The 21,292-nt window shown below is 48.8% G+C and carries 22 protein-coding genes; 8 read left to right on the top strand and 14 right to left on the bottom strand.

Annotation, left to right across the window (positions count from 1 at the left end):
- Positions 1-6 precede the first annotated feature (6 nt).
- From SB724_RS14775 to gerKA, 7 genes are all read right to left on the bottom strand, one after another.
- Entirely contained in the window at positions 7-681 is a 675-nt protein-coding gene (locus tag SB724_RS14775) for an amino acid ABC transporter permease (protein WP_007410261.1), read from the bottom strand.
- Between the two features lie 22 nt (positions 682-703).
- Entirely contained in the window at positions 704-1,495 is a 792-nt protein-coding gene (locus SB724_RS14770) for an amino acid ABC transporter substrate-binding protein (protein WP_265973352.1), read from the bottom strand.
- A 28-nt stretch (positions 1,496-1,523) separates the two neighbouring features.
- A complete protein-coding gene (locus SB724_RS14765) occupies positions 1,524-2,015 on the bottom strand; it encodes a GNAT family N-acetyltransferase (protein WP_410571720.1) in 492 nt (163 codons plus the stop codon).
- A 13-nt stretch (positions 2,016-2,028) separates the two neighbouring features.
- Positions 2,029-3,354 (bottom strand): LLM class flavin-dependent oxidoreductase, encoded by a 1,326-nt coding sequence (locus SB724_RS14760; protein WP_410571759.1) that lies wholly within the window; start codon positions 3,352-3,354, stop codon positions 2,029-2,031.
- Positions 3,355-3,522: 168 nt separating this feature from the next.
- A complete protein-coding gene (gene gerKB / locus SB724_RS14755; RefSeq protein ID WP_044802607.1) occupies positions 3,523-4,641 on the bottom strand; it encodes an endospore germination permease GerKB in 1,119 nt (372 codons plus the stop codon).
- Between the two features lie 24 nt (positions 4,642-4,665).
- The gene (locus SB724_RS14750; protein ID WP_082998966.1) at positions 4,666-5,892 is read right to left on the bottom strand and encodes a Ger(x)C family spore germination protein; all 1,227 of its coding nucleotides are present in this window, start codon (positions 5,890-5,892) and stop codon (positions 4,666-4,668) included.
- A complete protein-coding gene (gene gerKA, locus SB724_RS14745) occupies positions 5,879-7,519 on the bottom strand; it encodes a spore germination protein GerKA (RefSeq protein WP_410571717.1) in 1,641 nt (546 codons plus the stop codon). The genes SB724_RS14750 and gerKA overlap by 14 nt, the downstream gene beginning before the upstream one ends.
- A 121-nt stretch (positions 7,520-7,640) precedes the next feature.
- Between gerKA and SB724_RS14740 the strand changes: the two genes are divergently transcribed.
- Positions 7,641-7,862 carry a YczF family membrane protein gene (locus SB724_RS14740; protein ID WP_308826422.1) on the top strand — a complete coding sequence of 74 codons (222 nt, stop codon included), beginning with the start codon at positions 7,641-7,643 and terminating at the stop codon, positions 7,860-7,862.
- Between the two features lie 92 nt (positions 7,863-7,954).
- On the opposite strand, the gene SB724_RS14735 is transcribed toward SB724_RS14740, so the two are convergent.
- Complete coding sequence (locus SB724_RS14735; protein WP_410571715.1) at positions 7,955-9,700, bottom strand: right-handed parallel beta-helix repeat-containing protein; 1,746 nt, start codon at positions 9,698-9,700, stop codon at positions 7,955-7,957.
- Between the two features lie 278 nt (positions 9,701-9,978).
- Here SB724_RS14735 and SB724_RS14730 point away from each other — a divergent pair, with 278 nt between their 5' ends.
- Complete coding sequence (locus SB724_RS14730; protein ID WP_007410252.1) at positions 9,979-11,457, top strand: peptide MFS transporter; 1,479 nt, start codon at positions 9,979-9,981, stop codon at positions 11,455-11,457.
- Between the two features lie 41 nt (positions 11,458-11,498).
- Here SB724_RS14730 and SB724_RS14725 read toward each other — a convergent pair whose 3' ends face one another.
- The 4 genes from SB724_RS14725 to SB724_RS14710 are packed head-to-tail and all read right to left on the bottom strand — an operon-like array spanning position 11,499 to position 14,243.
- Positions 11,499-11,960 carry a pyridoxamine 5'-phosphate oxidase family protein gene (locus SB724_RS14725; RefSeq protein WP_151295773.1) on the bottom strand — a complete coding sequence of 154 codons (462 nt, stop codon included), beginning with the start codon at positions 11,958-11,960 and terminating at the stop codon, positions 11,499-11,501.
- Complete coding sequence (locus SB724_RS14720; RefSeq protein WP_007410250.1) at positions 11,960-12,187, bottom strand: non-oxidative hydroxyarylic acid decarboxylases subunit D; 228 nt, start codon at positions 12,185-12,187, stop codon at positions 11,960-11,962. The genes SB724_RS14725 and SB724_RS14720 overlap by 1 nt, the downstream gene beginning before the upstream one ends.
- 17 nt (positions 12,188-12,204) lie before the next feature.
- A complete protein-coding gene (gene bsdC / locus SB724_RS14715; RefSeq protein WP_007609358.1) occupies positions 12,205-13,626 on the bottom strand; it encodes a phenolic acid decarboxylase BsdC in 1,422 nt (473 codons plus the stop codon).
- A gap of 2 nt (positions 13,627-13,628) precedes the next feature.
- Positions 13,629-14,243, bottom strand: a complete 615-nt coding sequence (locus SB724_RS14710; protein WP_087920750.1) for a non-oxidative hydroxyarylic acid decarboxylases subunit B — start codon at positions 14,241-14,243, stop codon at positions 13,629-13,631.
- A gap of 93 nt (positions 14,244-14,336) precedes the next feature.
- Between SB724_RS14710 and bsdA the strand changes: the two genes are divergently transcribed.
- The 6 genes from bsdA (at position 14,337) to SB724_RS14680 (ending at position 19,085) form a co-directional block, all read left to right on the top strand.
- Positions 14,337-15,209 (top strand): transcriptional regulator BsdA, encoded by an 873-nt coding sequence (bsdA, locus tag SB724_RS14705; protein WP_129091997.1) that lies wholly within the window; start codon positions 14,337-14,339, stop codon positions 15,207-15,209.
- 129 nt (positions 15,210-15,338) lie between these two features.
- Entirely contained in the window at positions 15,339-16,136 is a 798-nt protein-coding gene (gene tcyA / locus SB724_RS14700; RefSeq protein ID WP_003156373.1) for a cystine ABC transporter substrate-binding lipoprotein TcyA, read from the top strand.
- The gene (locus tag SB724_RS14695) at positions 16,123-16,827 is read left to right on the top strand and encodes an amino acid ABC transporter permease (protein ID WP_032872846.1); all 705 of its coding nucleotides are present in this window, start codon (positions 16,123-16,125) and stop codon (positions 16,825-16,827) included. Before tcyA ends, SB724_RS14695 begins: the two co-directional genes overlap by 14 nt.
- Before the next feature lie 12 nt (positions 16,828-16,839).
- Positions 16,840-17,583 (top strand): cystine ABC transporter ATP-binding protein TcyC, encoded by a 744-nt coding sequence (gene tcyC / locus SB724_RS14690; protein WP_007609342.1) that lies wholly within the window; start codon positions 16,840-16,842, stop codon positions 17,581-17,583.
- Positions 17,584-17,700: 117 nt separating this feature from the next.
- Positions 17,701-18,312, top strand: a complete 612-nt coding sequence (locus SB724_RS14685; RefSeq protein ID WP_023356699.1) for a YczE/YyaS/YitT family protein — start codon at positions 17,701-17,703, stop codon at positions 18,310-18,312.
- A 98-nt stretch (positions 18,313-18,410) separates the two neighbouring features.
- Positions 18,411-19,085: a 4'-phosphopantetheinyl transferase family protein gene (locus tag SB724_RS14680; RefSeq protein WP_410571711.1), complete on the top strand. Its 675-nt coding sequence runs from the start codon at positions 18,411-18,413 to the stop codon at positions 19,083-19,085.
- 35 nt (positions 19,086-19,120) lie between these two features.
- Here the strand turns inward: SB724_RS14680 and SB724_RS14675 are convergent, their stop codons facing one another.
- Positions 19,121-20,431, bottom strand: coding sequence for an aminotransferase class I/II-fold pyridoxal phosphate-dependent enzyme (locus SB724_RS14675; RefSeq protein ID WP_410571709.1), 1,311 nt, complete (start codon positions 20,429-20,431; stop codon positions 19,121-19,123).
- Positions 20,432-20,552: 121 nt separating this feature from the next.
- Entirely contained in the window at positions 20,553-21,284 is a 732-nt protein-coding gene (gene srfAD, locus SB724_RS14670) for a surfactin biosynthesis thioesterase SrfAD (RefSeq protein ID WP_007609310.1), read from the bottom strand.
- Between the last annotated feature and the right edge of the window lie 8 nt (positions 21,285-21,292).

Raw genomic sequence — 21,292 nt, 5'->3', positions numbered from 1 at the left:
CTCCTCCTATGTGCGATAAGGCTTGCTGATCGCCCGTTCGAGCAGATCCTGCAGCACACTGTAAATAATCGTAAGAATCCAGTACATGACCGCGACGGCTAAATACGTCTCAAAATATTTGAGGTTGCCTGATGCGTACATTTTTCCTTGGGCGAACATTTCCATCACTCCTAATGTAAAGGCGAGCGATGTTTCTTTTAACAGGCCGATAAACGTATTTCCTGTCGCGGGAAGCGCGTTTCTGACGGCTTGCGGGAAAATGATCCGTCTGTACGCCTGGGATTTTGTCATTCCGACAGACAGACAGGCTTCAAGCTGCCCCTCATCGACTGAGTTGAGCGCCGCGCGGAAGATTTCAGCCAAGTAGGCGGCATTCTTCAGGCTTAACCCGATAATCGCCGCAGTTAACGCCGTCATCTTGCTCATTCCGGGAAAGAGCTGGGGCAGGCCGTAATAAATTAAGAAAAGCTGCACGAGCGTCGGAACGCCCCGGAAAAATGAAATATACACCTTTGACAGCTGGTGAAGCACAGGAACACGATTTTTTGTGATAAGCGCTAATATAAGGCCGCCGATCACGGCAAATACCATGGCCGCGACGGCCATTAGTAATGTGATCGGCAAGGCTTCGATTAACGCGGGAAAAGCTGAAAACATAAATCCCCAATCAATGCTGTTCATTCTCGATTTTCACCGCCGTTTCTTAATGCTTTGTTTCTGTTGTGATGTCTTCTTTAAAGTACTTTTCAGACAGCTTTTTCAGCGTGCCGTCTTTTCGCAGGTCTTCAATGGCTTTGTTTACTTTTTTGCGGATTTTATCGTGAGCCGCATCTTTCGCAAACGGGAAAGCGACTTTTTCATAGACAATCGGGTCTCCTGCTAATTTCAGAGGCAGACCTGTCTTTTTGATCTGGGCGATCAGGACGCTGCGGCTGTTCACATAAGCGTCAACCCGTCCGTAAGCCACGTCTTTCAGCGTACCTTCTTGTGTTTCATACGTTTTAATGTTGATTTTTTTATCCGGGTCCTTGCTCTCAAGGTTTTTCGCGTGGTTTGAGCCCAGAACGGCCGCCACTGTTTTTCCTTTTAGATCGTTGACTGATTTGATGTCTTTGTTATCGTTTTTGACGACGATTTGAGTGCCCGCATACGAATACGGTTCTGTGAAGTTATACGTTTTCTTGCGTTCGTCCGTGACAGCGACCTGGTTAGAGATGGTGTCGAGTTTGCCGGTCTGGAGCTCTCCCATCAGACCGCTGAATTCAAGCAGCTTCCAGTCCAGTTTCATGTTGATTTTTTTCGCGACGGCTTCCATGACATCCACGTCAAAGCCGGTCAGCTTGCCATTTTCTTTATATGCAAACGGATAGCTTTGTCCCGTGGCGCCTACATGCAGTACGTTATCGCCGCCTTCGTTTTCTTTTCCGTTTCCGCATGCTGATAAAACCGCCAAAAGCGCGGCAGACAGCAGCAAAGCCCATGTTTTCTTCTTCATTGAAATCCCGCCTTTTCCTATTAAAATGTTAATCCTGCAATTGTTTTTTTAAATAAATGGTGATGTGCCCTTTTCCTAAATCCTTTTCGCCTGCACGAACGTAGCCTTTCCGCTCGTACATGCCGATCAGCCACGGATGCTTGTCCGCTGTGCCCAGTGACACGAAAGGCGCTTTTAATGTATCGCGGAGCACTGTATTCTCCAGCCACTCCAGCACGTCTGAGCCCGTCCCTTTTTTTCCGGTTTCAGGATCGACGGCGAACCACCAAATATGAGGGACACCGTACGGCCCGGGATTCGGCCCCCACGGCATCCGCAGAGAAATCGTCGCCAGAATCCGTCCGTCTTCCTCCAAAACGTAACAGGCGTTTTTTTGTATGTTATTTAAAACGAGTTCTTTATCCGCCGTGGCAGCGGCAAAGTTGATGCCGAGCTTGCGGATCGGTTCATACGCCCGCAGTGTCAGTGAAAGCAGCTCATCAGCGTCTGCCTCCGTTGCGAGCCGGTATTGTCTTGACATGATGAGCCCTCCTTTAGTCGGCATATCGGTTTGCTGGTTTTTCCAGTCCGAAATGTTCTCTGAGCGTCGTTCCTTTATACTCTTTTCTGAACACGCCCCGTTCTTGTAAAATCGGAATCACTTTGTCTACAAAAAGAGTGAGACCTTCAGGCAAAAGCGGCGGCATGATGTTGAAACCGTCACAAGCTTGTTTTCCGACCCATTCTTCCATCTTATCGGCAAGCTGTTCTGGCGTTCCGACAAAGATATGATGGCCTCTTGAACCCGCCACATATTTGTAAAGTTCGCGGATGGTCATGTTATCGCGTTTGGCCATCTCCTGAACGAGCTTGAACCGGCTTTTAACGGCATTCGACGCATCCGCATCCAATTCAGGCAGCGGGCCGTCAAGCGGGCAGGCGGAAAGGTCGACGCCGCCCAGATAGTTTTGCAGAATGTTCAGGCCGACAGACGGGATGATGAGGTCTTGGAGCTCTTCATATTTTGCCTGCGCTTCTTCTTCGGTATCGGCAATAACGGGAAAAATTCCCGGCATGATCGCGATTTTTTCAGGATCACGGCCGAAAGAAGCCGCTTGTTCTTTAATAGATTGATAGAATTCCTGCGCGGACTCCAAATGATTTTGCGCGGTGAAAATGACTTCCGCCGTTTTGGCGGCCAGCGCTTTTCCGTCTCCTGATGATCCGGCCTGAATAATGACCGGGCGCCCTTGTGGTGTGCGGGCGACATTTAACGGCCCTCTCACCGAGAAATATGTTCCTTTATGGTTCAATTCATGCATTTTGTCTTTATCGAAAAATGCTCCTGATTCTTTGTCACGGATAAAGGCGTCTTCCTCCCACGAATCCCATAATCCTTTGACGACTTCAACGAATTCTTCCGCGCGCTGATATCTGAGATGGTGCTCAAGATGCTTTTCGCCGCTGAAATTAAGCGCGGTCGATTCAATCGAAGATGTGACGACATTCCAGCCCGCGCGGCCGTTGGAAAGATGATCAAGCGATGCAAATTGTCTCGCGATATGGAACGGTTCGCTGTATGTGGTAGATGCGGTCGCCGTCAGACCGATGCGGGATGTGACCTGAGCGAGCGCCGACAGCAGCGTAAACGGCTCAAAGCGCGTCAGCACATTCGGATGTGATTTGCCGTCTATTGATAAACTGTCCGCCAAAAACAGCATGTCCAATTTCCCCCGCTCAGCCGTTTTTGCCAGTTCTTTGAAATAATCCAAATTCATGCTCGCGTCCGCCGGTGCCTGAGGATGTCTCCAAGAAGCGACATGATGGCCGGTGCCCGCAAGAAACACACCGAGTTTGATTTCTTTTTTCTTTGTCATGATGGATCTCCTTCTATTCTGAAATACGGTTCGGAAAATATTAACACCACTAAACCTATATTTCCTAGTAATTTTATAAGAATAAATCAAAATGTACAATTGTCAGGCAAGTTTGTCAATGCATTAAGACAAAAATCATGATTTTTAAAAAAACCCGGCGCACCGGCCGGGTTATTTCTTCGAAACTGTATAGACGGTCCCTTTGACCTTTTTCTTAATAACGGCAATGATAAGCAGCAAAACGGGGAACAGCACTTGAAACGGAAGATGAATATAGATCGGCACAATGTTTAAGCCTTCATTCATGTGTTCCGAAAAATTGCTTGCGATGCTGATGGAGAGAATCAGCACCCCCAATCCGACCGGGAAGGCCAGCTGGGACGGATTTTTTTCTTTAAACAGCGTGGACACGCCCACGACAACCGCATATGTAAAAAGGCTGACTTTGAAAAAACCGCCGATGACGAGCACGAGCATGAAAAAGACATCCAGCCGGTCTAAAAACTCTTCCACTTTAATTGTCTGTATGGTGCTCAGCAGCGGAAATTGAGAGCGGAGCATTAAGTTGACGTCCAGCACACAAATATTAATCGCCACTGACATTGCCAAAAACAGCCCGCTGATGATAATCGCCATAAATCCGGTTTTCTTCACCTTTTTCCGATCTTTTAAATAAGGGAAAATCATGACAAACACGATTAATTCACCGAACGGGATGAACATCGTCTGTTTAAACACGGAATAAATGACCGTTCCTGCCCCCTCCGCTAAAACGGGCTGGAGAAATCTGAGGTTTATCGTGCCTGAGCTGATAATGAGGATCAGCCCGACGGCTGTCAGGAAATACATAATGCCAAACAGCAGCTCGCCGGCTCTCGCTATCACTTCAATTCCCTTTCTGACCGCAAATATCGCGGCGATCATCAGCATGGCATTCACAATTAAAATCGGCGTGTCCTGATAGGCGAAGGTGACAAGCATTTCGCCAAAATCCCGCAATACGCGGGCGGCGATATAAGCAAAATAGAGAATATAAAGAAGGGAGACCGCCCAGCTCAGATGTCTGCCGATCAGTTCGTTCATGTAATCTCTCGGAGAAGACTCAGGAAAAAATTGATACAGCGCCTGATAAACGTAGAAAAGCCCGAGACCGATAACGCACCCGAGAAGCACGGACAGCCATGCATCCCGCCCGGCCATCGTGCCCGGCGGGATCAATAACGAACTGCCCAATTCAAACAAAATGATCATAATAAACAGCTGACGCGTGCCGATTTTCGCATTTTCCATACGCTTCGCTCCTTTCTCCTCAAATCAATCATGCTCAAGCTTGTCTGAGAGAGGATTATTCCGCAAGCCCGTTCTTCTGATAATGACTTCCGTTTTGACATCTACGGGGAGATTGGGGAAATATTCTTCATCCCACTTCCCTTTGAACTTTTTCCATTTGTCTGGATGCTTCCGATAGATCAGGTCTCCGAAGCCGACGAAGTCATTCTTATGGGCTTTTATATCTTCAATCGATTTGGTGATATCTTTCTCAAGCTGTACGCTGAGCGCCTTTTGCATCGTCATCAGCACTTGCGGATCAGACAGATGGAAAGGGTATCTGACAGCGTCCACCAGCCCCTCGACCTGAGCATGCACGTGAATATGCGGTTTTCCGTTCGGAAAAGTGGCCGTCACCTTTGTATTCTGGCGGGTGACCTGCAGACTGATTGCGTGCTTCACGTTCTTCCAATCCGCATTGATGAACGTATGCTTGATCCTATTGAGAAGCCATACAGCCCCCACACTGTCGTCATCCTCAATCCAGTAATCCAGCCTCCCATCCTTTTTGAACACCGCCAGTCCGTCCGCTGACAGCACTGCTTTCGGTTCAGTTGTCTGCGTATTTTCCATCGTAGGACCGGCTTTATCGTCTCCGTGCATTTCATAACCAGGAATAAACGGCGACCCGGTCGGAGAAGCGAGATCAATCAGAACGTCCTGAAGGCTGGTTTTAATGACTCTGCCGTATTGTTCCTGCGTGAAGCTGAGCGTCTTGTTCACTTTATTGGAAGGGATTTTATCAATCGGCGTCAGCACTTTAATAATGTCTTCAGCCTTACAATTATGCGCGATCACAACGGTTGCGGTCGTCCTGAATTCGGTGTCGCGGTCAAGATTGTCCAGAATAAAACTGAGCCCTTCCTCTTTCGCCAGTTTTTCACTGAACACCACGAGATTCGTATGCGCAAAATAGAGCCTTCTGGACACTTTCATCGAGCCTTTTCTCAAAGCTTCCGTCAAATTGTCTCCGGACACCGAATAGACGGAAACCGGAGGCCGGTCTCCCGCTCCGCCGCCCTGCAGACCGCCGGCCACGTTTCCCGGATTGATAATTTGAAAGTGAAGGACGTATTTTCCCGTTTCGGTCCGGTCAATACCGATGGCGGAAATCACCGCTAAATCGGTCAGCTCCCTTTTATCCCAGCATCCGGATACAAACATAAGGGAAACCATCGTACAAAGGATAAGCATCCATTTACGTCTTTTCATTACCGTCGCCCTCTTCTACATCTTTATTAACCATTCCTCTGGATGTCTCCGGTTTCGGTCTTTGATGTTCCCCTTGGCGCCTGTTGTTTTCCTGCACGAGCAGTCCCGGCCTTTTTTCATCCGCCCATAACGGAGCGCGGAGGAGGGAATCCTTCAGTCCGCCCGGGGTTAAAGGAGCGAGCGGGGACATATACGGAAATCCGAATGAACGCAGGCCGCACAGATGGACAAACATCATGATAATGCCCAGAATCAGCCCGTAAAATCCCATGACCGCCGCCGACAGAATAAAGAGAAACCGGATCAGCCGCGCAGATATCGCCATGTCAAAAGCCGGGGTCGCAAAGCTGGCAATCGCCGTCAGCGCGACGACGATAACCATGGCCGGGGAAACGATGCCGGCCTGTACGGCGGCCTGGCCGATGACAAGCGCTCCGACTATGGAAACGGCGGAGCCGACAACTCTCGGAAGCCGGACACCCGCCTCCCTGAGAATCTCAAAGGCCACTTCCATCGTCAGCGCTTCAATCACGGCCGGGAACGGCACCGTCTCCCGCTGGGCCGCGATGACAATCAGCAGCTGCGTCGGAATCATTTCCTGGTGAAAGGTCGTCGCCGCCACATAAATCCCCGGCGCCACCAGTGAAATGAAGAAGATCAAAACCCGCAGCATCCTGATGCTGGTGGCGATATCAAATCGTGAATAATAATCCTCAACCGATTGAAAAAATTGAATAAATAAGGCCGGCGCGATGAGAACGAACGGCGTTCCGTCCACGATAATCGCAAATCGTCCTTCCAGCAGATTCCCCGCCACAACGTCCGGCCGCTCCGTATGATATACGGTGGGAAACACAGAAAACGGCGCGTCTTCAATGAGCTGTTCAATGTAGCCGGATTCCAGAATGCTGTCGATGTCAATGTGCTTCAGCCGCTTGCGGACTTCCTTAATCAGCTTTTTATCGCAAATTCCGTTAATATACATCAGCGCGACATCCGTATTCGTTTCGTGTCCGATCTCCATTTTTTCAACCCATACATCAGGCGTTTTTACATACCTGCGGATCATGGAAATATTGGTTTGCAGAGATTCAGTGAATCCCTGCCGCGGGCCGCGGAAAGAGACCTGAGTGCTCGGCTCTTGAATGGACCGGTGCTCTCCCCCTTCCGTGCTGGCGATCAGCGCCTTGTCAGCCCCGTCGACAAAAATGAGCGTACTGCCCGCCACCAGCCCGGCATAAAGACTTTTCCATTTTTCTTCCTCTTTCACCCCGCCGATCGCAAGCGTTTTATCGTATATCAGGCAGACCGCTTGTTCCGGCTGAACGGACGGGATGTCGATTAAATCCTCCAGAAGGGATTGGCTGACAAGCTGTTCGTCTACCAAACCGGCGATATACACAATTGCGGCCGGAAGCTCTTCTTTTCCGATTTTCAGCCGGCGGATGACGACATCGGCACTGTTGCCGAACCTCTCAGACAGCTTCTTCATATTTTGCTTTAAGCTGAGGGAGATCGGCTCATCCCGCTCTTTGTCCGGCTGGCTGTCCGCTTCTTTTCTGTCTTCATTGTCACGGTCGTTTCGATCGGCTTTTTTTTGTTTCTTCTGCTTAAAAAATGGCGGCATATCGCAAAAAACCTTTCCTCGTTTTTTTCATATTCTTCCTGTACGGCAAAAGATTATGCACGGCGGAAAGTCTGTATAAGTTTTGCGTAATCGAAAAGGATAAAAAGGGAGAGTGTTGCTCATGAAAATATTGGGAGTTTCATTTTTTTTGCTGGCTGCCTTGCTGGTGATTTCAATCGCGATGGATATGCTGCAAGGTTTCAGTTTCTATGGAGCGGTCCAAAACAACCTGTCCGCTTTTAAATTGACCACCTTCTCAGAATGGCTGATGCTGTTTTTATTCGCCCTCTTTTTAATCAGAGAAATGATCGTTTTATATAAATCAGGTAAAAAAGATGCCTGACAGGCGCACGGCTGTATTGTGTCAAAAAAGAACACATCCCTCCTTCTTTCGGAGTTCATGTGTTCTTTTTATTTTTCCGATGCAGATTGTTTTCAGATGACGATATTTCCGCTTTCCGTATCTGTCGTGTGTTTCACAATGACGCCTCTGATTATGCGGTTGCCGATGATTTTGGTGCTTGCGGAGGAATTGGTTTGGATGGCGGAAGCAGAAGCGGCGGAAAGGTTGTTGATGGTATTGCCCGACACGAGGGAATTGGAGGCTCCGTTCAGATAGATGCCGATCGGGCTGCCCGCCGTTCGGTTGATCGTAAGCGTATTGTCTATGACTTCATGCGTGCCGGAGTTCAGATACACGGTAACGATAAGCGGTGATGATTCAAAGCGGTTGCTGATGACAGAGGTTCCCGAGGATGTTGAACTGAAAATGGGATAGTTTTTGTAGCTTTTGAAGAGATTTCCCTTGATGACAGCCCTGGCGTCATTTGTCACAGATACGGCATAGGACTCCGCGGCGCCCTGATACGCATTCGGAATGAGCGTATTTCCTTCAATAACGGCATTTCCGCCTGTAACCCATATGCCCCGGCTGAACGATTTCAGCACATTTTGTTTTACGGTCATATTGCCGGCCGACATACTGATTCCGTCCGTTACCTGATTCAGAGTGTTATTCATAAAGACGGCGTTTTCCGACAGCGTCGCCCGCATCCCCGTGCTTCGTCTCGTTTCGGAACGTCCGTTTTCAATGACATTGCCGTCAACGGTCACATCTTCTGCCTGATAGACGGAAATGCCCGTATTTTCAAATTGATTGATTTTGTTGTGGGTGACGAGGACGCTTTTTCCCCTTACATCTATTCCGGTGGAAAACCCGGTAATCAGATTGTTGGAAATGACGGCATTGCTGCTGTCCTGTCCTTGTGACACACCTTGTCCGGCGACTGCGGTCCTTGAGCCGCCGTCTGACCGAAAGAAGACATTCCCCGAAATGACGGTATGTGCCCCATACCCGTAGCTGATTGTGTTATCGGAATGATTTCCTTCAATTAACACATTATATCCGTTAAAGTTGGTGACTGAGCTTGCGGCGTTTCCGGAAAAGAAGTTGTTGCGGACCGTAATATGAAGAGCTTCTTCATAATCAATATCGCCTTCTCCGTACGATTCAATATCGATTCCGAATTTCGGAGCCGTTCCGTTCCCTTGCCCGGCGTCTTCAATCACGCATTCTTCCACCGTAACGGTATGGCAGCCGGTGATTGAAATGTTGTTCCGCCTTGACTGCCTGATCTCACAGCGGCGGATGGTCACCTGTTCTGAAGTTTCGTAATCACTGTTTGTTTTTAACCCGAGCGGACTGACAATTATGCCGTCTCCCGTAAAATCCGAAATCTTCACATTTTCGATCAGCACATTGCTGCTGCCTTCAATACAGATTCCAAACCCCCATTCATGGGTCGACCGCAAAGGGACATTGGTATACGTGTGTTCATCCCGTTCCCCGATGATCCGGCCGCCGGTGATGGTGACATTTTCACGCCTGCCTATATAGAAAGCCGAGTAGCCCCAGGAGCTGTTCGGCGCCACTTTAATCGTGCATTCCGGATCTAAAACGATGGTGAGATGGCTCGGCACGTTAATCCCGGCGTTCCGAAACGGCTGGCTTCTGTCCCCGCCAAGCGTGCCGTTGATTTTATACGTTCCGGGCGGAAAAAACACCGTATGACAGCCTTCGCTTACGGCCCTGGCCAAGCATTGATTGATGGCGCCCGTCACGTCGGTTTTTCCGTCTGCCGCCACACCGCAATCCGTAATATCCAATATACGATTCGGCAAGTAATAATCTCCTCCTTCCTCTCTTATTGTCATCTTATTCCGCTCTATCCCGCTCCGCCTGTACATACTTTAAATTTTATTAAAAAAGTTTATAAAGATAGTTTCGTCAGATAATATAACAAAATAAGTCATTAGAATTAGGAAGATTCGTCTATATTCAACGTTTTAATATCTTTTCATTCTGGAATTTTTTGAATTCAGTATAAATTATATTGACACAAGTATTATATAAGAATATGATTTTTGTAATACACTTTTTTAAGAAAGGGTTGGCTCAGGTGGCATCTATTGATAAGGACTCTATAACAGAAACTGTGCCGCAACGAGGCTTTTTCGGTCATCCCCGCGGCTTGTTCACACTGTTTTTCACCGAATTTTGGGAGCGTTTCTCCTACTATGGTATGAGAGCCATATTGCTTTACTATTTATACACGGAAGTCGCTCATGGCGGTCTCGGCTTTGATAAAACGACCGCAGTTGCCATCATGTCCATATACGGGTCTCTCGTATACATGTCGAGCGTCATCGGCGGATGGCTGGCCGACCGGGTATTCGGCACGGCAAACACCGTATTTTACGGCGGAATTTTAATTATGTTCGGGCACATCGCTCTTGCCTTCCCTGGCAGCACGGCGGCGTTTTTTACCAGCATGGCTCTGATCATTATCGGAACCGGCCTGCTTAAACCAAACGTATCCAGCGTTGTCGGAGATTTATATACGAAGGAAGACGAGCGCCGCGACTCAGGTTTCAGCATCTTTTACATGGGGATCAACCTCGGCGGATTGCTTGCGCCGCTAATTGTCGGAACACTCGGACAGAAGTACAACTACCACTTAGGCTTCGGATGCGCCGCGGCCGGTATGTTCCTCGGACTGATTGTTTTCGCTCTTACGAGAAAGAAATACCTTGGCAAAGCAGGCTCCAATGTACCGAATCCGATTTCTAAATCATCAGTGATCGGCACGGGAATCGGAGTGGTCATCGCAGCAGCCGTTATCATCGTTCTGATTCAAACCGGCTGGCTGACGATCCAGCGTGTGATTGACACCGTCAGTATCCTCGGCATTGTCATTCCGGTTATTTACTTTATCGTGATGTTCACGAGCAAAAAAGCGACGAAAACGGAAAAATCACGGCTTGCGGCTTATGTTCCGCTGTTTATTGCAGCCGCAATGTTCTGGGCGATTCAGGAGCAGGGCGCGACGATTCTTGCTTTATATGCGGATCAGCGCACGAGACTTTCCTTTGCGGGCATGCATCTTGAGTCTTCATGGTTCCAGTCTCTGAACCCGTTATTCATCGTTATTTTCGCGCCGGTGTTCGCGTGGATCTGGATGAAGCTCGGCAAACGCCAGCCTTCAACACCGATTAAATTCGCGATCGGCATTATCCTTGCCGGATTATCATTTTTAGTCATGGTGCTTCCGGTTATGGGCGGAAGCGGCGAGCTTGTGAGCCCGCTTTGGCTTGTGCTCAGCTTCCTTTTGGTTGTGCTTGGTGAGCTTTGCCTTTCACCGGTCGGTTTATCCGTCACAACAAAACTTGCGCCTGCCGCTTTCTCAGCGCAGACGATGAGCATGTGGTTTTTAACAAACGCCTGCGGTCAAGCCCTGAACGCAAAAGTAGTCGGTTTGTTTGATAAGATTTCTGAAGCGGCCTACTTCGGCTCAATCGGTCTTGTTTCGATCATTCTCGGTATTATTTTGATTCTTCTATCTCCCGTTATTAAACGGGCGATGAAAGGCGTACAATAAAAGAAAAGCCTGCGGAATCGTCCGCAGGCTTTTTTATGCGTCTATCGTTTTAACTCCTCAAGTGTTTCTCTCCATCTCTTCAAGACATCTTCCGGTTCGTGAAGCTGGATGGCCGGTCCGGATGTCAGATCCGCGTATTTCGCCCGATCTTCCTTGACGGTGATCACGCGGCAGCTGAACCGTTCCCGCTCGTGTTTTGCCTCTTTCAGCGGCGGAAGCGCCTCACATTCCAATGTGACGTAATATGCGGCTCCTCCGTGCCAGGCGATGAAAAGAGCTTGTCCCGAATGCAGCAGGCTGCTTACGGTCGTCGTGTTTTTCCATAAGGCGAGCCGGAGATTTGTTCTGCTCACGGCCACGATTTCACCGGCGCTGATCATGGCCGCGTGCGGACGGCCTTCTTTTGTCACAGATTGCAGCACAAACGCGTCGTGCTGCTTTTTTTCTAGCTCCGTCCCATCTAAAAGCGTGTAAAGCGCCTCCGGCAAGTGCTCCGTCAGCATTACGCTTTTCTTTCCGGAACAGCGGGAACATGTGCGGCCGTCTCCGTTTCTTTCGGATCAATTTTAAATGCCGGATTGAATGCCGCCGGATTCGTGATGCTTTCCGGTTCACAGGATCTCCATGTGAAAAAGCAGGTTTGGCATTGGTAAATTTCCCAAGCGCCTTTGACCGGCGATTGGCTGACGGTTTCTCCTTTTTTCGATTCACAGCGCGGGCATGTTTTCATTGCAACCTCATCCTTTCTTATTGATTCATTAAGTCCATCAGTTTTTGTTCCCACTCTTTCGTTGTCAGCGGAGAATCAAGCGGCTGCGAATAATGGCCTCTTGTTTCCGGCGCGACAGGCGTTGTGGCGTCAAGAATCATTTTGTGTGTCATCCCTGCCGGATCAGACCCCGGGTCAAGCGGAAGGACGGACAGGTCAGGAATGATGACTGCATCGTGTTTCGGATGCATTTTCGTTGAGAGCGCCCACATGACTTGCGGCAGGTTAAACGGATCGACATCTTCATCCACGACAATGACCATTTTGCAGTAGCCGAGTCCGTGCGGCGTGGTCAGGGCGCGCATGCCGACCGCCTTGGCAAATCCGCCGTAGCGCGTTTTCGTGGAAATAATGGCGATCAGCCCGTGCGTATACATCGCATTCACGGCGACAATTTCGTTCGGATAAGCTTCCTTGAGCTGCTGGTAAAGCGGCACGCACGTATTAATGCCGATCATATAATCGCACTCCGTCCACGGCATGCCTAAGTATAAATGTTCAAAAATCGGATTGTTTCTATGATATACCCGTTTGATTTTGATCACCGGCATGCTGCGGCCGCCTGAATAATGGCCCGTGAACTCACCGAAAGGTCCTTCGTATTCCCGTTTTCCCGCAAGGATCTCTCCTTCCAGAACGACTTCAGCGCCCCAAGGGATGTCTAAATCAGACAATTTAGATTTGACGATTCTGTAGGGCTCCCCTTGAATCGCGCCGGCCATTTCATACTCGGATTGATCGTATAACAGCGGAGTTGACGCAGCCGTCGTAATCACCGGCTCACAACCAAGCGCTATCGTAACGGGAAGATTCACGCCGCGTTCTTCAGCTTGGCGAAGATGAATCGCAATATCATGCTGAGGCACGGGCTGAATGCCGAGGCGGTCTTTTCCCTTTACCTGCATTCTGTAAATGCCGACATTCTGCTTGCCGAAATTGTCCGGATCTTCAAGATCGCGGGAAATGACGCACGCTTTATCCAGATAGTAGCCGCCGTCCCCCTGGTTGATTCTGAATAGCGGGAGAATGTCAAATAGATTGATATCTTCCGTTATTTCATTTTCATGAAACGGCGCGGTTTCTTCCCGTTTGACCGGCACCGGAAATGCATCGTACCGTTTGGCGAACTCAAAGAATTGTTCTTTAACAGGCGTATCTTTCGGCATGCCGAGCATCATCGCGTGATTCGGCCACGAGCCGATGACATTCAGAGCCACCTGCGCATGGTGATGTCCGTAAATATTGTTAAACAAAAGCGCAGGGGTTTTATCCCCGAGATTGCTGGCTGCACGCGCGGCGGCGCCCAGATCCGGCTCCGGTTTCACCTCTTCGTTGACTGTTAAGAGCTGCCCTTCTTTTTCAAGAGCGGCGAGAAATTCCCTAAAATCCTGATAGGCCATTATCAGATTCCTCCTTTTTGTTTTTCAATTCCGTACCACCGTTTCGCTTCCGGCAGACGGATGCCGAACTGATCGAGCGTCCGGAACACAATATGGTCGATCAATTCATCCATGTCAGCCGGCTTGTTATAAAATGCCGGCATCGGCGGAAGAATGACGGAACCCATTTTTGTAAGCGCTAGCATATTTTCTAAATGGATTTGGCTGAGCGGCGTTTCTCTAGTCAGCAGCACAAGTTTTTTCCGCTCCTTCAGGATGACGTCAGCCGACCTTGTCAGCAGATTGTCAGCCATTCCGGTGCGGATGCTTGCCAGTGATTTCATGCTGCACGGAGCGATGATCATCCCGTCCGTTTCAAACGAACCGCTTGAAATCGCCGCTGCCTGGTCTTTGTGAGAATACGTATAGGATGCGAGTTTCTCGACATCTTTTAACGTATAATCGGTTTCATGTGTAATGGTGACATTTGCCCAAGGAGAAACGACAAGATGGGTTTCGATCTCCGCGGCTTTTAAATATTCTAAAAGCCTGATCCCGAATATGGCTCCCGTTGCCCCGGTCATTCCGATGACGAGCTTCATATTGACCCCTCCTTTACGCTTGAAATGTGGTGTCAAAACCATCATACTCCTGATATATCCATATGGAAAATATTCGTTAAATCTATGTATCATACCTTAAAGGTATAAAAGAAAGGAGCGAGCGTTCTCATGGATATCCGGCAATTGCGTTATTTCATCACCATTGCCCAAGAGCAGAAAATCACGACGGCCGCCAAAAAGCTCCATATGGCACAGCCGCCTTTAAGCAGACAGCTGAAACAGCTCGAAGAAGAATTGGGCGTCATTCTGTTTGACCGCAATAAAAAGAAACAAATGACCCTTACATATGAAGGAAATGTCTTTTTGAAAAGAGCGAAAGAGATTCTTCATAAGTTTGAGGATGCCATTATCGAGGTACAAGAGCTGAAGGAAGAGGTGGCCGGGACACTTGCCGTCGGGTCAACCATTTACTGCGCAGCGCTCATGCTTGAGAAAGTGTCACAGATGAAAGAGCGGTTTCCGCATCTCACCTTTAACATTTGGGAAGATGAACCCGTCTCACTGCTTGAGCTTCTGGAAACCCGGCAGATTGACGCCGCCGTCACCACCACCTTGATTAAAAACGACGGCATTGAATCGAAGGAGCTTGAAGACATTCCGTGTGTATTGGTGCTGTCCGAGCATTCAAAACGACTGTGCGGAGAAACGATTAAACTGAATGACATCGCCTCTTTGCCTCTGATCCTTTTGCGCACCGTCAATGGAAGAGGTGTGTATGACCAAGTCCTCCATGTTTGTGAACAGTATGGTCTCGACCTTCAGGTTGTCTGTGAGTGCCATGACTCCGCGACGCTCTTGAGCCTCGTATCATCAGGGTTCGGCGCCACAATTCTGCCTTTGACGATGATTCCCGTCCATATGCGTTCGCATGTCAAAACGGTTATCATCGAAGACAACCCGTTTGTCATGACACCGGCCGTCATCTGGAGGAAAGACAGCTACCTGCCGAAGCCTGTCAGACAGTTTTTGGAATTATTTTGATCCCGGAACACGAAGAATTCCCGCTCATGAAAACCAATTACTTGACTCATACTAAAAAAAAGTTATCCTTTACAATTGGGAGCTATTTTTTCTCAATAAAACTACTCAGAAAAGTGGGGAATAAAGAAGATGAAAAAAGCATTATTCGCTTTGTTCATGATGGTCAGCATCGCAATGCTTGCAGCCTGCGGAAACTCACAGGACAGCGGATCTAAGTCAAAAGACGGCGATCTTTGGGCTTCTGTCAAGAAAAAAGGCGTACTGACCGTCGGCACAGAAGGAACGTACGAACCGTTTACCTTCCATGATAAAAAGACTGACAAACTGACCGGATATGATGTTGAAGTGATTCAAGAAGTGGCGAAACGCCTCGGTCTGAAAGCTGACTTTAAAGAAACACAATGGGACAGCATGTTTGCCGGTTTAAACGCGAAACGGTTTGACGTCGTCGCCAACCAAGTCGGCAAAACAGGCCGTGAGAACCAATATGATTTTTCTGATAAATACACAACGTCAAATGCAGTCGTCGTGACGAAAAAAGACAGCACGATTGCGAAAGAGGCTGATGTCAAAGGAAAAACAGCGGCTCAGTCATTAACAAGCAATTACAATAAATTAGCGAAAGAAGCCGGCGCGAAAATTGAAGGCGTTGAAGGCATGGCGCAATCCCTTCAGCTCATTCAGCAGGGCCGCGCTGATTTGACTTACAACGATAAGCTTGCCGTACTGAACTACTTAAAAACGTCCGGCAATAAAAACGTGAAAATCGCGTTTGAAGCAGGCCAGCCGCAGCAGACGTATTTCGCATTCCGAAAAGGAAGCGGCGAACTTGTGACTCACGTCAACAAGGCGTTAAAAGAAATGAAAGAGGACGGGACTCTTTCTAAAATAGCGAAAAAATGGTTCGGCGAAGATGTTTCTAAGTAACTTGCCGGAGCCCGTGATTGCAACAGCCATTCCATGGGATTTGGTGCAGCAGTCATTCTGGCCGATTCTTTCCGGGGGAATCTATTACTCGATTCCCCTTACCATTCTTTCCTTTATTTTCGGAATGATCATCGCGCTGATGACGGCGCTCGCCAGAATGTCAAATATGAAACCATTGAGATGGGTGTTCAGCGTATACGTATCAGCGGTGCGCGGCACTCCTCTTCTCGTTCAATTGTTCATCATTTTTTATCTGTTCCCGACATTTAATATTACGCTGGACCCTTTCCCAAGCGCAGTCATCGCGTTTTCATTAAACGTCGGCGCCTACGCTTCTGAAATCATCCGGGCATCTATTTCATCCGTGCCGAAAGGGCAATGGGAAGCCGGTTATACGATCGGCATGACCTATCGCAAGACATTGTTCCGCGTGATCCTGCCGCAGGCGTTTCGCGTGTCCATTCCGCCATTATCAAATACATTTATCAGCCTGATCAAGGATACATCTCTCGCGTCACAGATTCTCGTCGCGGAGCTGTTCAGAAAAGCGCAGGAAATCGGCGCGCAAAACCTTGATCAAATCTTGGTCATCTATATTGAAGCCGCCTTTATTTATTGGATCATCTGCTTCTTGCTGTCAATCGTACAGCACGTGATCGAACGGCGTCTCGACCGTTATGTGGCCAAATAAGGAGGTTTCGATATGCTTTCCGTCAAAGGATTAAATAAATCATTCGGACAGAATGAAATTTTAAAAAAGATAGATATGGAGATAGAAAAAGGGAAAGTCATCGCCATTCTGGGGCCGTCCGGTTCAGGAAAAACGACGCTTCTGCGCTGTCTGAACGCGCTTGAGATCCCCAATCGCGGCGAGCTGGCATTCTCCGATTTTTCAATAGATTTCTCCAAAAAAGTGAAGCAGGCTGATATTCTTCGCCTCCGCCGCAAATCAGGCATGGTCTTTCAGGCGTATCATCTGTTTCCTCACCGCACGGCGCTTGAAAACGTCATGGAAGGACCCGTTCAAGTGCAAAAGCGCGACAAGGAGCAAGTCAGAAAAGAAGCGATAGAGCTTCTGGAAAAAGTCGGACTGAAAGACAAAATGGATTTATATCCGTTCCAGCTTTCCGGCGGTCAGCAGCAGCGGGTCGGCATCGCCCGCGCGCTTGCGATTCAGCCCGAGCTGATGCTGTTTGACGAACCGACGTCAGCGCTCGATCCGGAGCTGGTCGGCGAGGTGCTCAAAGTGATTAAGGATCTGGCGAACGAAGGCTGGACGATGGTCGTCGTCACCCATGAAATCAAATTCGCGCAGGAAGTGGCCGATGAAGTCATCTTCATTGACGGCGGCGTCATTGTGGAACAAGGACCGCCGGCCCACATTTTTTCCGCGCCGAAAGAAGAACGCACGCAGCGGTTTTTAAATCGTATACTGAATCCTTTGTAGGAGCGGGAGAAGAAGCGAAACAATGATTTCGCTTCTTCTTTTTTTTGGCGGTTATGCTACAATGACAATTAATGAAATTTTATGAAAGAAGGGACCTCTTTGAAGCGGGAATTCTTGATGCGCTGGACGTTTTATTTTGCCGGTCTGTTAATTTTGTCTTTCGGGGTATCGTTAACCATTAAAGGAAAAGCTCTCGGCATCAGCCCTTGGGATGCCTTTCATTATGGGCTTTTTCAGCATTTCGGGCTTTCTGTCGGCCAATGGTCCATCGTGGTCGGCGCGGTCATTGTGGCTTTAACCTGCCTGTTCACGAGGACACTCCCGAAAATCGGCGCTATCTTAAACATGGTGCTGATGGGAATGTTTATTGATTTCTTTTCGTTTCTGCTTCCTGAGACGCACGCTTTTTCCTTAGCGGCCGTGTGTTTTTCTATCGGATTGCTGCTGATCGGCTGCGGCGTCGGTATTTACGTATCAGCAGGGCTCGGCGCGGGCCCCCGGGACTCTCTGATGATGCTGATATCTGAAAAAACGGGCTGGAACGTGCAATGGGTGCGGAACGGCATTGAGCTGACGATTCTTGCCGCAGCCTGGATGATGGGCGGACCGATCGGCGCCGGAACCATTATTACGGCTGTTTTGACGGGGCTGATTCTGCGTTTTTCTTTGCCGCAGTCCTCTAAACTGTTAACATACGCGATCTCCGGGCGGGCAACGTCCGTTCATTAAAAACAAAGCCGAAACGGTTTTGTTTTTTTATTTTCGGACAGCTTTCGTCTGATATGATAGGATGGTTTTGACAATATTTTCAGACGGAGGATCTGGACATGAAGATTTACGGAGTATATATGGACCGCCCGCTTTCTGCAGGGGAAGAGGATCGGATGATGGCGGCCGTGTCCGCCGAAAAGCGGGAAAAATGCCGGCGCTTTTACCATCAGGAGGATGCTCACCGCACCTTGATCGGCGATATGCTGATCCGCACCGCTGCGGCGAAGGCTTATGGACTTGATCCGGCCGGGATTTCATTCAGCGTTCAGGAATACGGAAAGCCGTACATCCCCGCGCTTCCGGACATGCACTTTAATATTTCCCACTCCGGTCGCTGGATCGTGTGCGCCGTTGATTCAAAACCGATCGGCATTGATATTGAAAAAATGAAGCCCGGCACGATTGATATCGCCAAACGGTTTTTTTCGCCGACAGAATACAGTGATCTGCAAGCGAAACACCCCGATCAGCAGACCGATTATTTTTACCACCTGTGGTCGATGAAAGAAAGCTTTATCAAACAGGCCGGAAAAGGGCTTTCCCTGCCGCTTGATTCATTCAGCGTCCGCCTCAAAGACGACGGCCATGTGTCCATTGAGCTCCCGGACGGACATGAACCTTGTTTCATCCGCACATATGATGCGGACGAGGAGTATAAGCTGGCCGTTTGTGCGGCGCATCCCGATTTTTGTGACGAGATTGAGATGAAAACGTATGAAGAGCTGCTGTAATCATAGAAAAAGGAGGGTGTCCCCCTCCTTTTTTGTCAGCCTGATATTTCCGCCTGTTTCCGCAGCTGCTTTGCTTCTTGATAAATTTCTTCGAACAGATCCGCGATGTGTTCTTCTTCAACACATGAAAATGCGATTCGCAAATCGGTTTCATTAATGGATATCGTTCCGATTCCTCTCTTTTCAAGCAACGACACTCTCAATTCGCCGGCGTTTATGTCTTTCAGCCGGACACACATGAAATAGCCCGAGTTAAACGGATAAGGCGTCCATACGTCTTCATAGTGCTTGTTTTCTGCAAGAACGGCTTTCACTTTGTCAGCCCGTTTTTTCATGATGTTATATTTCAGCGATTTTTCTTTCTCGTATTCCGGTGACTGCATCGCCCGCAGCATAAACGTTTGGGACGGGTGCGGGGCGCTTGAAATCGTTCCCCTGATAATCCCTTTTGTTTTTTCCTCGAGCACGCGCAGCGCTTTTTCGCTTTTTGTGCTGTACGTAATAAAACCGACGCGGAAGCCCCACGCGTAATTTTCCTTCGTCGCGCCGTCTATTTTCACGCAAAGCACCCGGTCGTGCACTTGGGCGAGTTTGCTGAAGATGGATTCCTGAATGGCCGTTTCATCGTAAAACAGATTGTAATACGCATCGTCTACGAGCACGACAATCTCTTTGCCGGCCTCCGCCGCCTCCAGGATCACGCTGACGATTTCTGACGCTTCCTCTTCTCCCGGCGTATAGCCTGTCGGATTATTCGGGAAATTCAGTACAACAATCGCCTTTTCTTCCTGCTTTTTCAGCAGCTCGGACAGCCCCGCCGCATTAAAACGCCCATCCTGCTGAAAAAGCGGGTACGTCTCAATGGATGCCTTGCGCCGGACACCGAAAATGAAATTGTAATTTCCCCAATATTTATCAGGCAGAAGCAGTGTATCCCCTTCATTGACGAACAAGTCGGCGGCGATGCTCAGCCCGTGTGTTAAAGCGTTTGTCACGATCGGCGTGCTGATGTCTTTGCCGGCTAATGAAGGATTTTCGAGACGCATTTTTTTCAGCCATTCCTGTCTGAGCGGCTCTTTTCCCTGCGGCGGAGCATAATCGTAGATATCATCGGGGTTATAGGCGGACAGTGTCTCTTGAATATGGGAAAAGTGCATGGACTCGCCTTGTGAGGTGGCAATCCCGATCGTGGCATTATACTTTCCGGCCTTGGCTTTCGCTTCCGCCGATTGTGTCAGCACCCCTTTCGGATAAAACAACTCTCTGCCCAAATCAGAAAGCATATGAAGCACGTGCGGGTTTTCTTCAGATAATGTTCTGTTCAGCTCTTTTGCTGCATCATTCATGTACGACAATCCCTTCAAAATTATATTCCATCAAATCATAACATAAAATTTTTGATAAATGAGAAAACGCGCGGGCGGATTTTGTTACAAAAAACAGACAGCGAATGCTGTCTGTCATATCCTATAACAATTGGCCTGCCGTGCTCCTGTTAATAATCTCATAGATTCGTTCCGCCACTTTTTCAGTTTCACTTAATATGAACATGTGGCCGTCCGAAAACTCATGAAATACGGGATTGTCGGCCCATTTTTTCCATCCGTCCGCATCTTTGATACATTTTTTATCTTTCCGCCCGTTAAAAATATGGACGGGTGATTGAATCATGTGAGAATCAGACGGACGGAAGCTTTCAAGCGCGCGGTAGTCGGATCTGAAAGAAGGCAGGAAAAATGACATGACCTCCTTATTCTCCACTAACTCCTGCGGCATTCCGCCAAGCTCGATAATATGGGCGAGAAATTTTTCATCATCAAGATGAGACACTTTTTTCCTTTCCACATGCGGCGGCTGAATGGCTGAGATGATCACGGCCTGCGGGTAAATGCCCTCCCGCTCCAGCTTTTGCGCCAGCCTGAAAGCGACCATGCCTCCCATACTGTGGCCGAACAGCACAAACGGGCGGTCAGGATGGAGATTCAACTCCTGCTTGTATAAACTGACAAGCTGTTCAAAATCCTCAACGGGGGACATTTGATTTGTTCCGTGTCCCGGCGGTTCCGCGGCAAGCATCTCACACTCACCTTGAAGATAGGTGTGGAGCGGGCGGAATGATGCGGAATAGCCTCCTGCGAACGGAAAACAGATAAGCTGCGTTTTTTCCGTGGTATCGAACGATTTAAAGAGCTGGACCATTGGCGGGC

This window comes from Bacillus sp. SIMBA_031 (assembly GCF_046535225.1).
Taxonomy (GTDB): Bacteria; Bacillota; Bacilli; order Bacillales; family Bacillaceae; genus Bacillus; species Bacillus velezensis.
The sequence above is the reverse complement of the archived record's forward strand: the minus strand, read 5'-3'. Positions and strand labels throughout refer to the sequence as shown.

What these genes read in the sequence shown, in the direction of transcription:
- gerKB (WP_044802607.1), bottom strand. Translation starts at nt 4,641, where the DNA reads ATGGAAAATGCGAAAATCGGCACGCGTCAGCTGTTTATTATGATCATT.
- tcyA (WP_003156373.1), top strand. Translation starts at nt 15,339, where the DNA reads ATGAAAAAAGCATTATTCGCTTTGTTCATGATGGTCAGCATCGCAATG.
- SB724_RS14750 (WP_082998966.1), bottom strand. Translation starts at nt 5,892, where the DNA reads ATGAAAAGACGTAAATGGATGCTTATCCTTTGTACGATGGTTTCCCTT.
- SB724_RS14740 (WP_308826422.1), top strand. Translation starts at nt 7,641, where the DNA reads ATGAAAATATTGGGAGTTTCATTTTTTTTGCTGGCTGCCTTGCTGGTG.
- SB724_RS14680 (WP_410571711.1), top strand. Translation starts at nt 18,411, where the DNA reads ATGAAGATTTACGGAGTATATATGGACCGCCCGCTTTCTGCAGGGGAA.
- tcyC (WP_007609342.1), top strand. Translation starts at nt 16,840, where the DNA reads ATGCTTTCCGTCAAAGGATTAAATAAATCATTCGGACAGAATGAAATT.
- SB724_RS14770 (WP_265973352.1), bottom strand. Translation starts at nt 1,495, where the DNA reads ATGAAGAAGAAAACATGGGCTTTGCTGCTGTCTGCCGCGCTTTTGGCG.
- SB724_RS14765 (WP_410571720.1), bottom strand. Translation starts at nt 2,015, where the DNA reads ATGTCAAGACAATACCGGCTCGCAACGGAGGCAGACGCTGATGAGCTG.
- bsdC (WP_007609358.1), bottom strand. Translation starts at nt 13,626, where the DNA reads ATGGCCTATCAGGATTTTAGGGAATTTCTCGCCGCTCTTGAAAAAGAA.
- SB724_RS14725 (WP_151295773.1), bottom strand. Translation starts at nt 11,960, where the DNA reads ATGCTGACGGAGCACTTGCCGGAGGCGCTTTACACGCTTTTAGATGGG.
- SB724_RS14685 (WP_023356699.1), top strand. Translation starts at nt 17,701, where the DNA reads ATGCGCTGGACGTTTTATTTTGCCGGTCTGTTAATTTTGTCTTTCGGG.
- srfAD (WP_007609310.1), bottom strand. Translation starts at nt 21,284, where the DNA reads ATGGTCCAGCTCTTTAAATCGTTCGATACCACGGAAAAAACGCAGCTT.
- SB724_RS14675 (WP_410571709.1), bottom strand. Translation starts at nt 20,431, where the DNA reads ATGAATGATGCAGCAAAAGAGCTGAACAGAACATTATCTGAAGAAAAC.
- bsdA (WP_129091997.1), top strand. Translation starts at nt 14,337, where the DNA reads ATGGATATCCGGCAATTGCGTTATTTCATCACCATTGCCCAAGAGCAG.
- SB724_RS14775 (WP_007410261.1), bottom strand. Translation starts at nt 681, where the DNA reads ATGAACAGCATTGATTGGGGATTTATGTTTTCAGCTTTTCCCGCGTTA.
- gerKA (WP_410571717.1), bottom strand. Translation starts at nt 7,519, where the DNA reads ATGCCGCCATTTTTTAAGCAGAAGAAACAAAAAAAAGCCGATCGAAAC.
- SB724_RS14695 (WP_032872846.1), top strand. Translation starts at nt 16,123, where the DNA reads ATGTTTCTAAGTAACTTGCCGGAGCCCGTGATTGCAACAGCCATTCCA.
- SB724_RS14720 (WP_007410250.1), bottom strand. Translation starts at nt 12,187, where the DNA reads ATGAAAACATGCCCGCGCTGTGAATCGAAAAAAGGAGAAACCGTCAGC.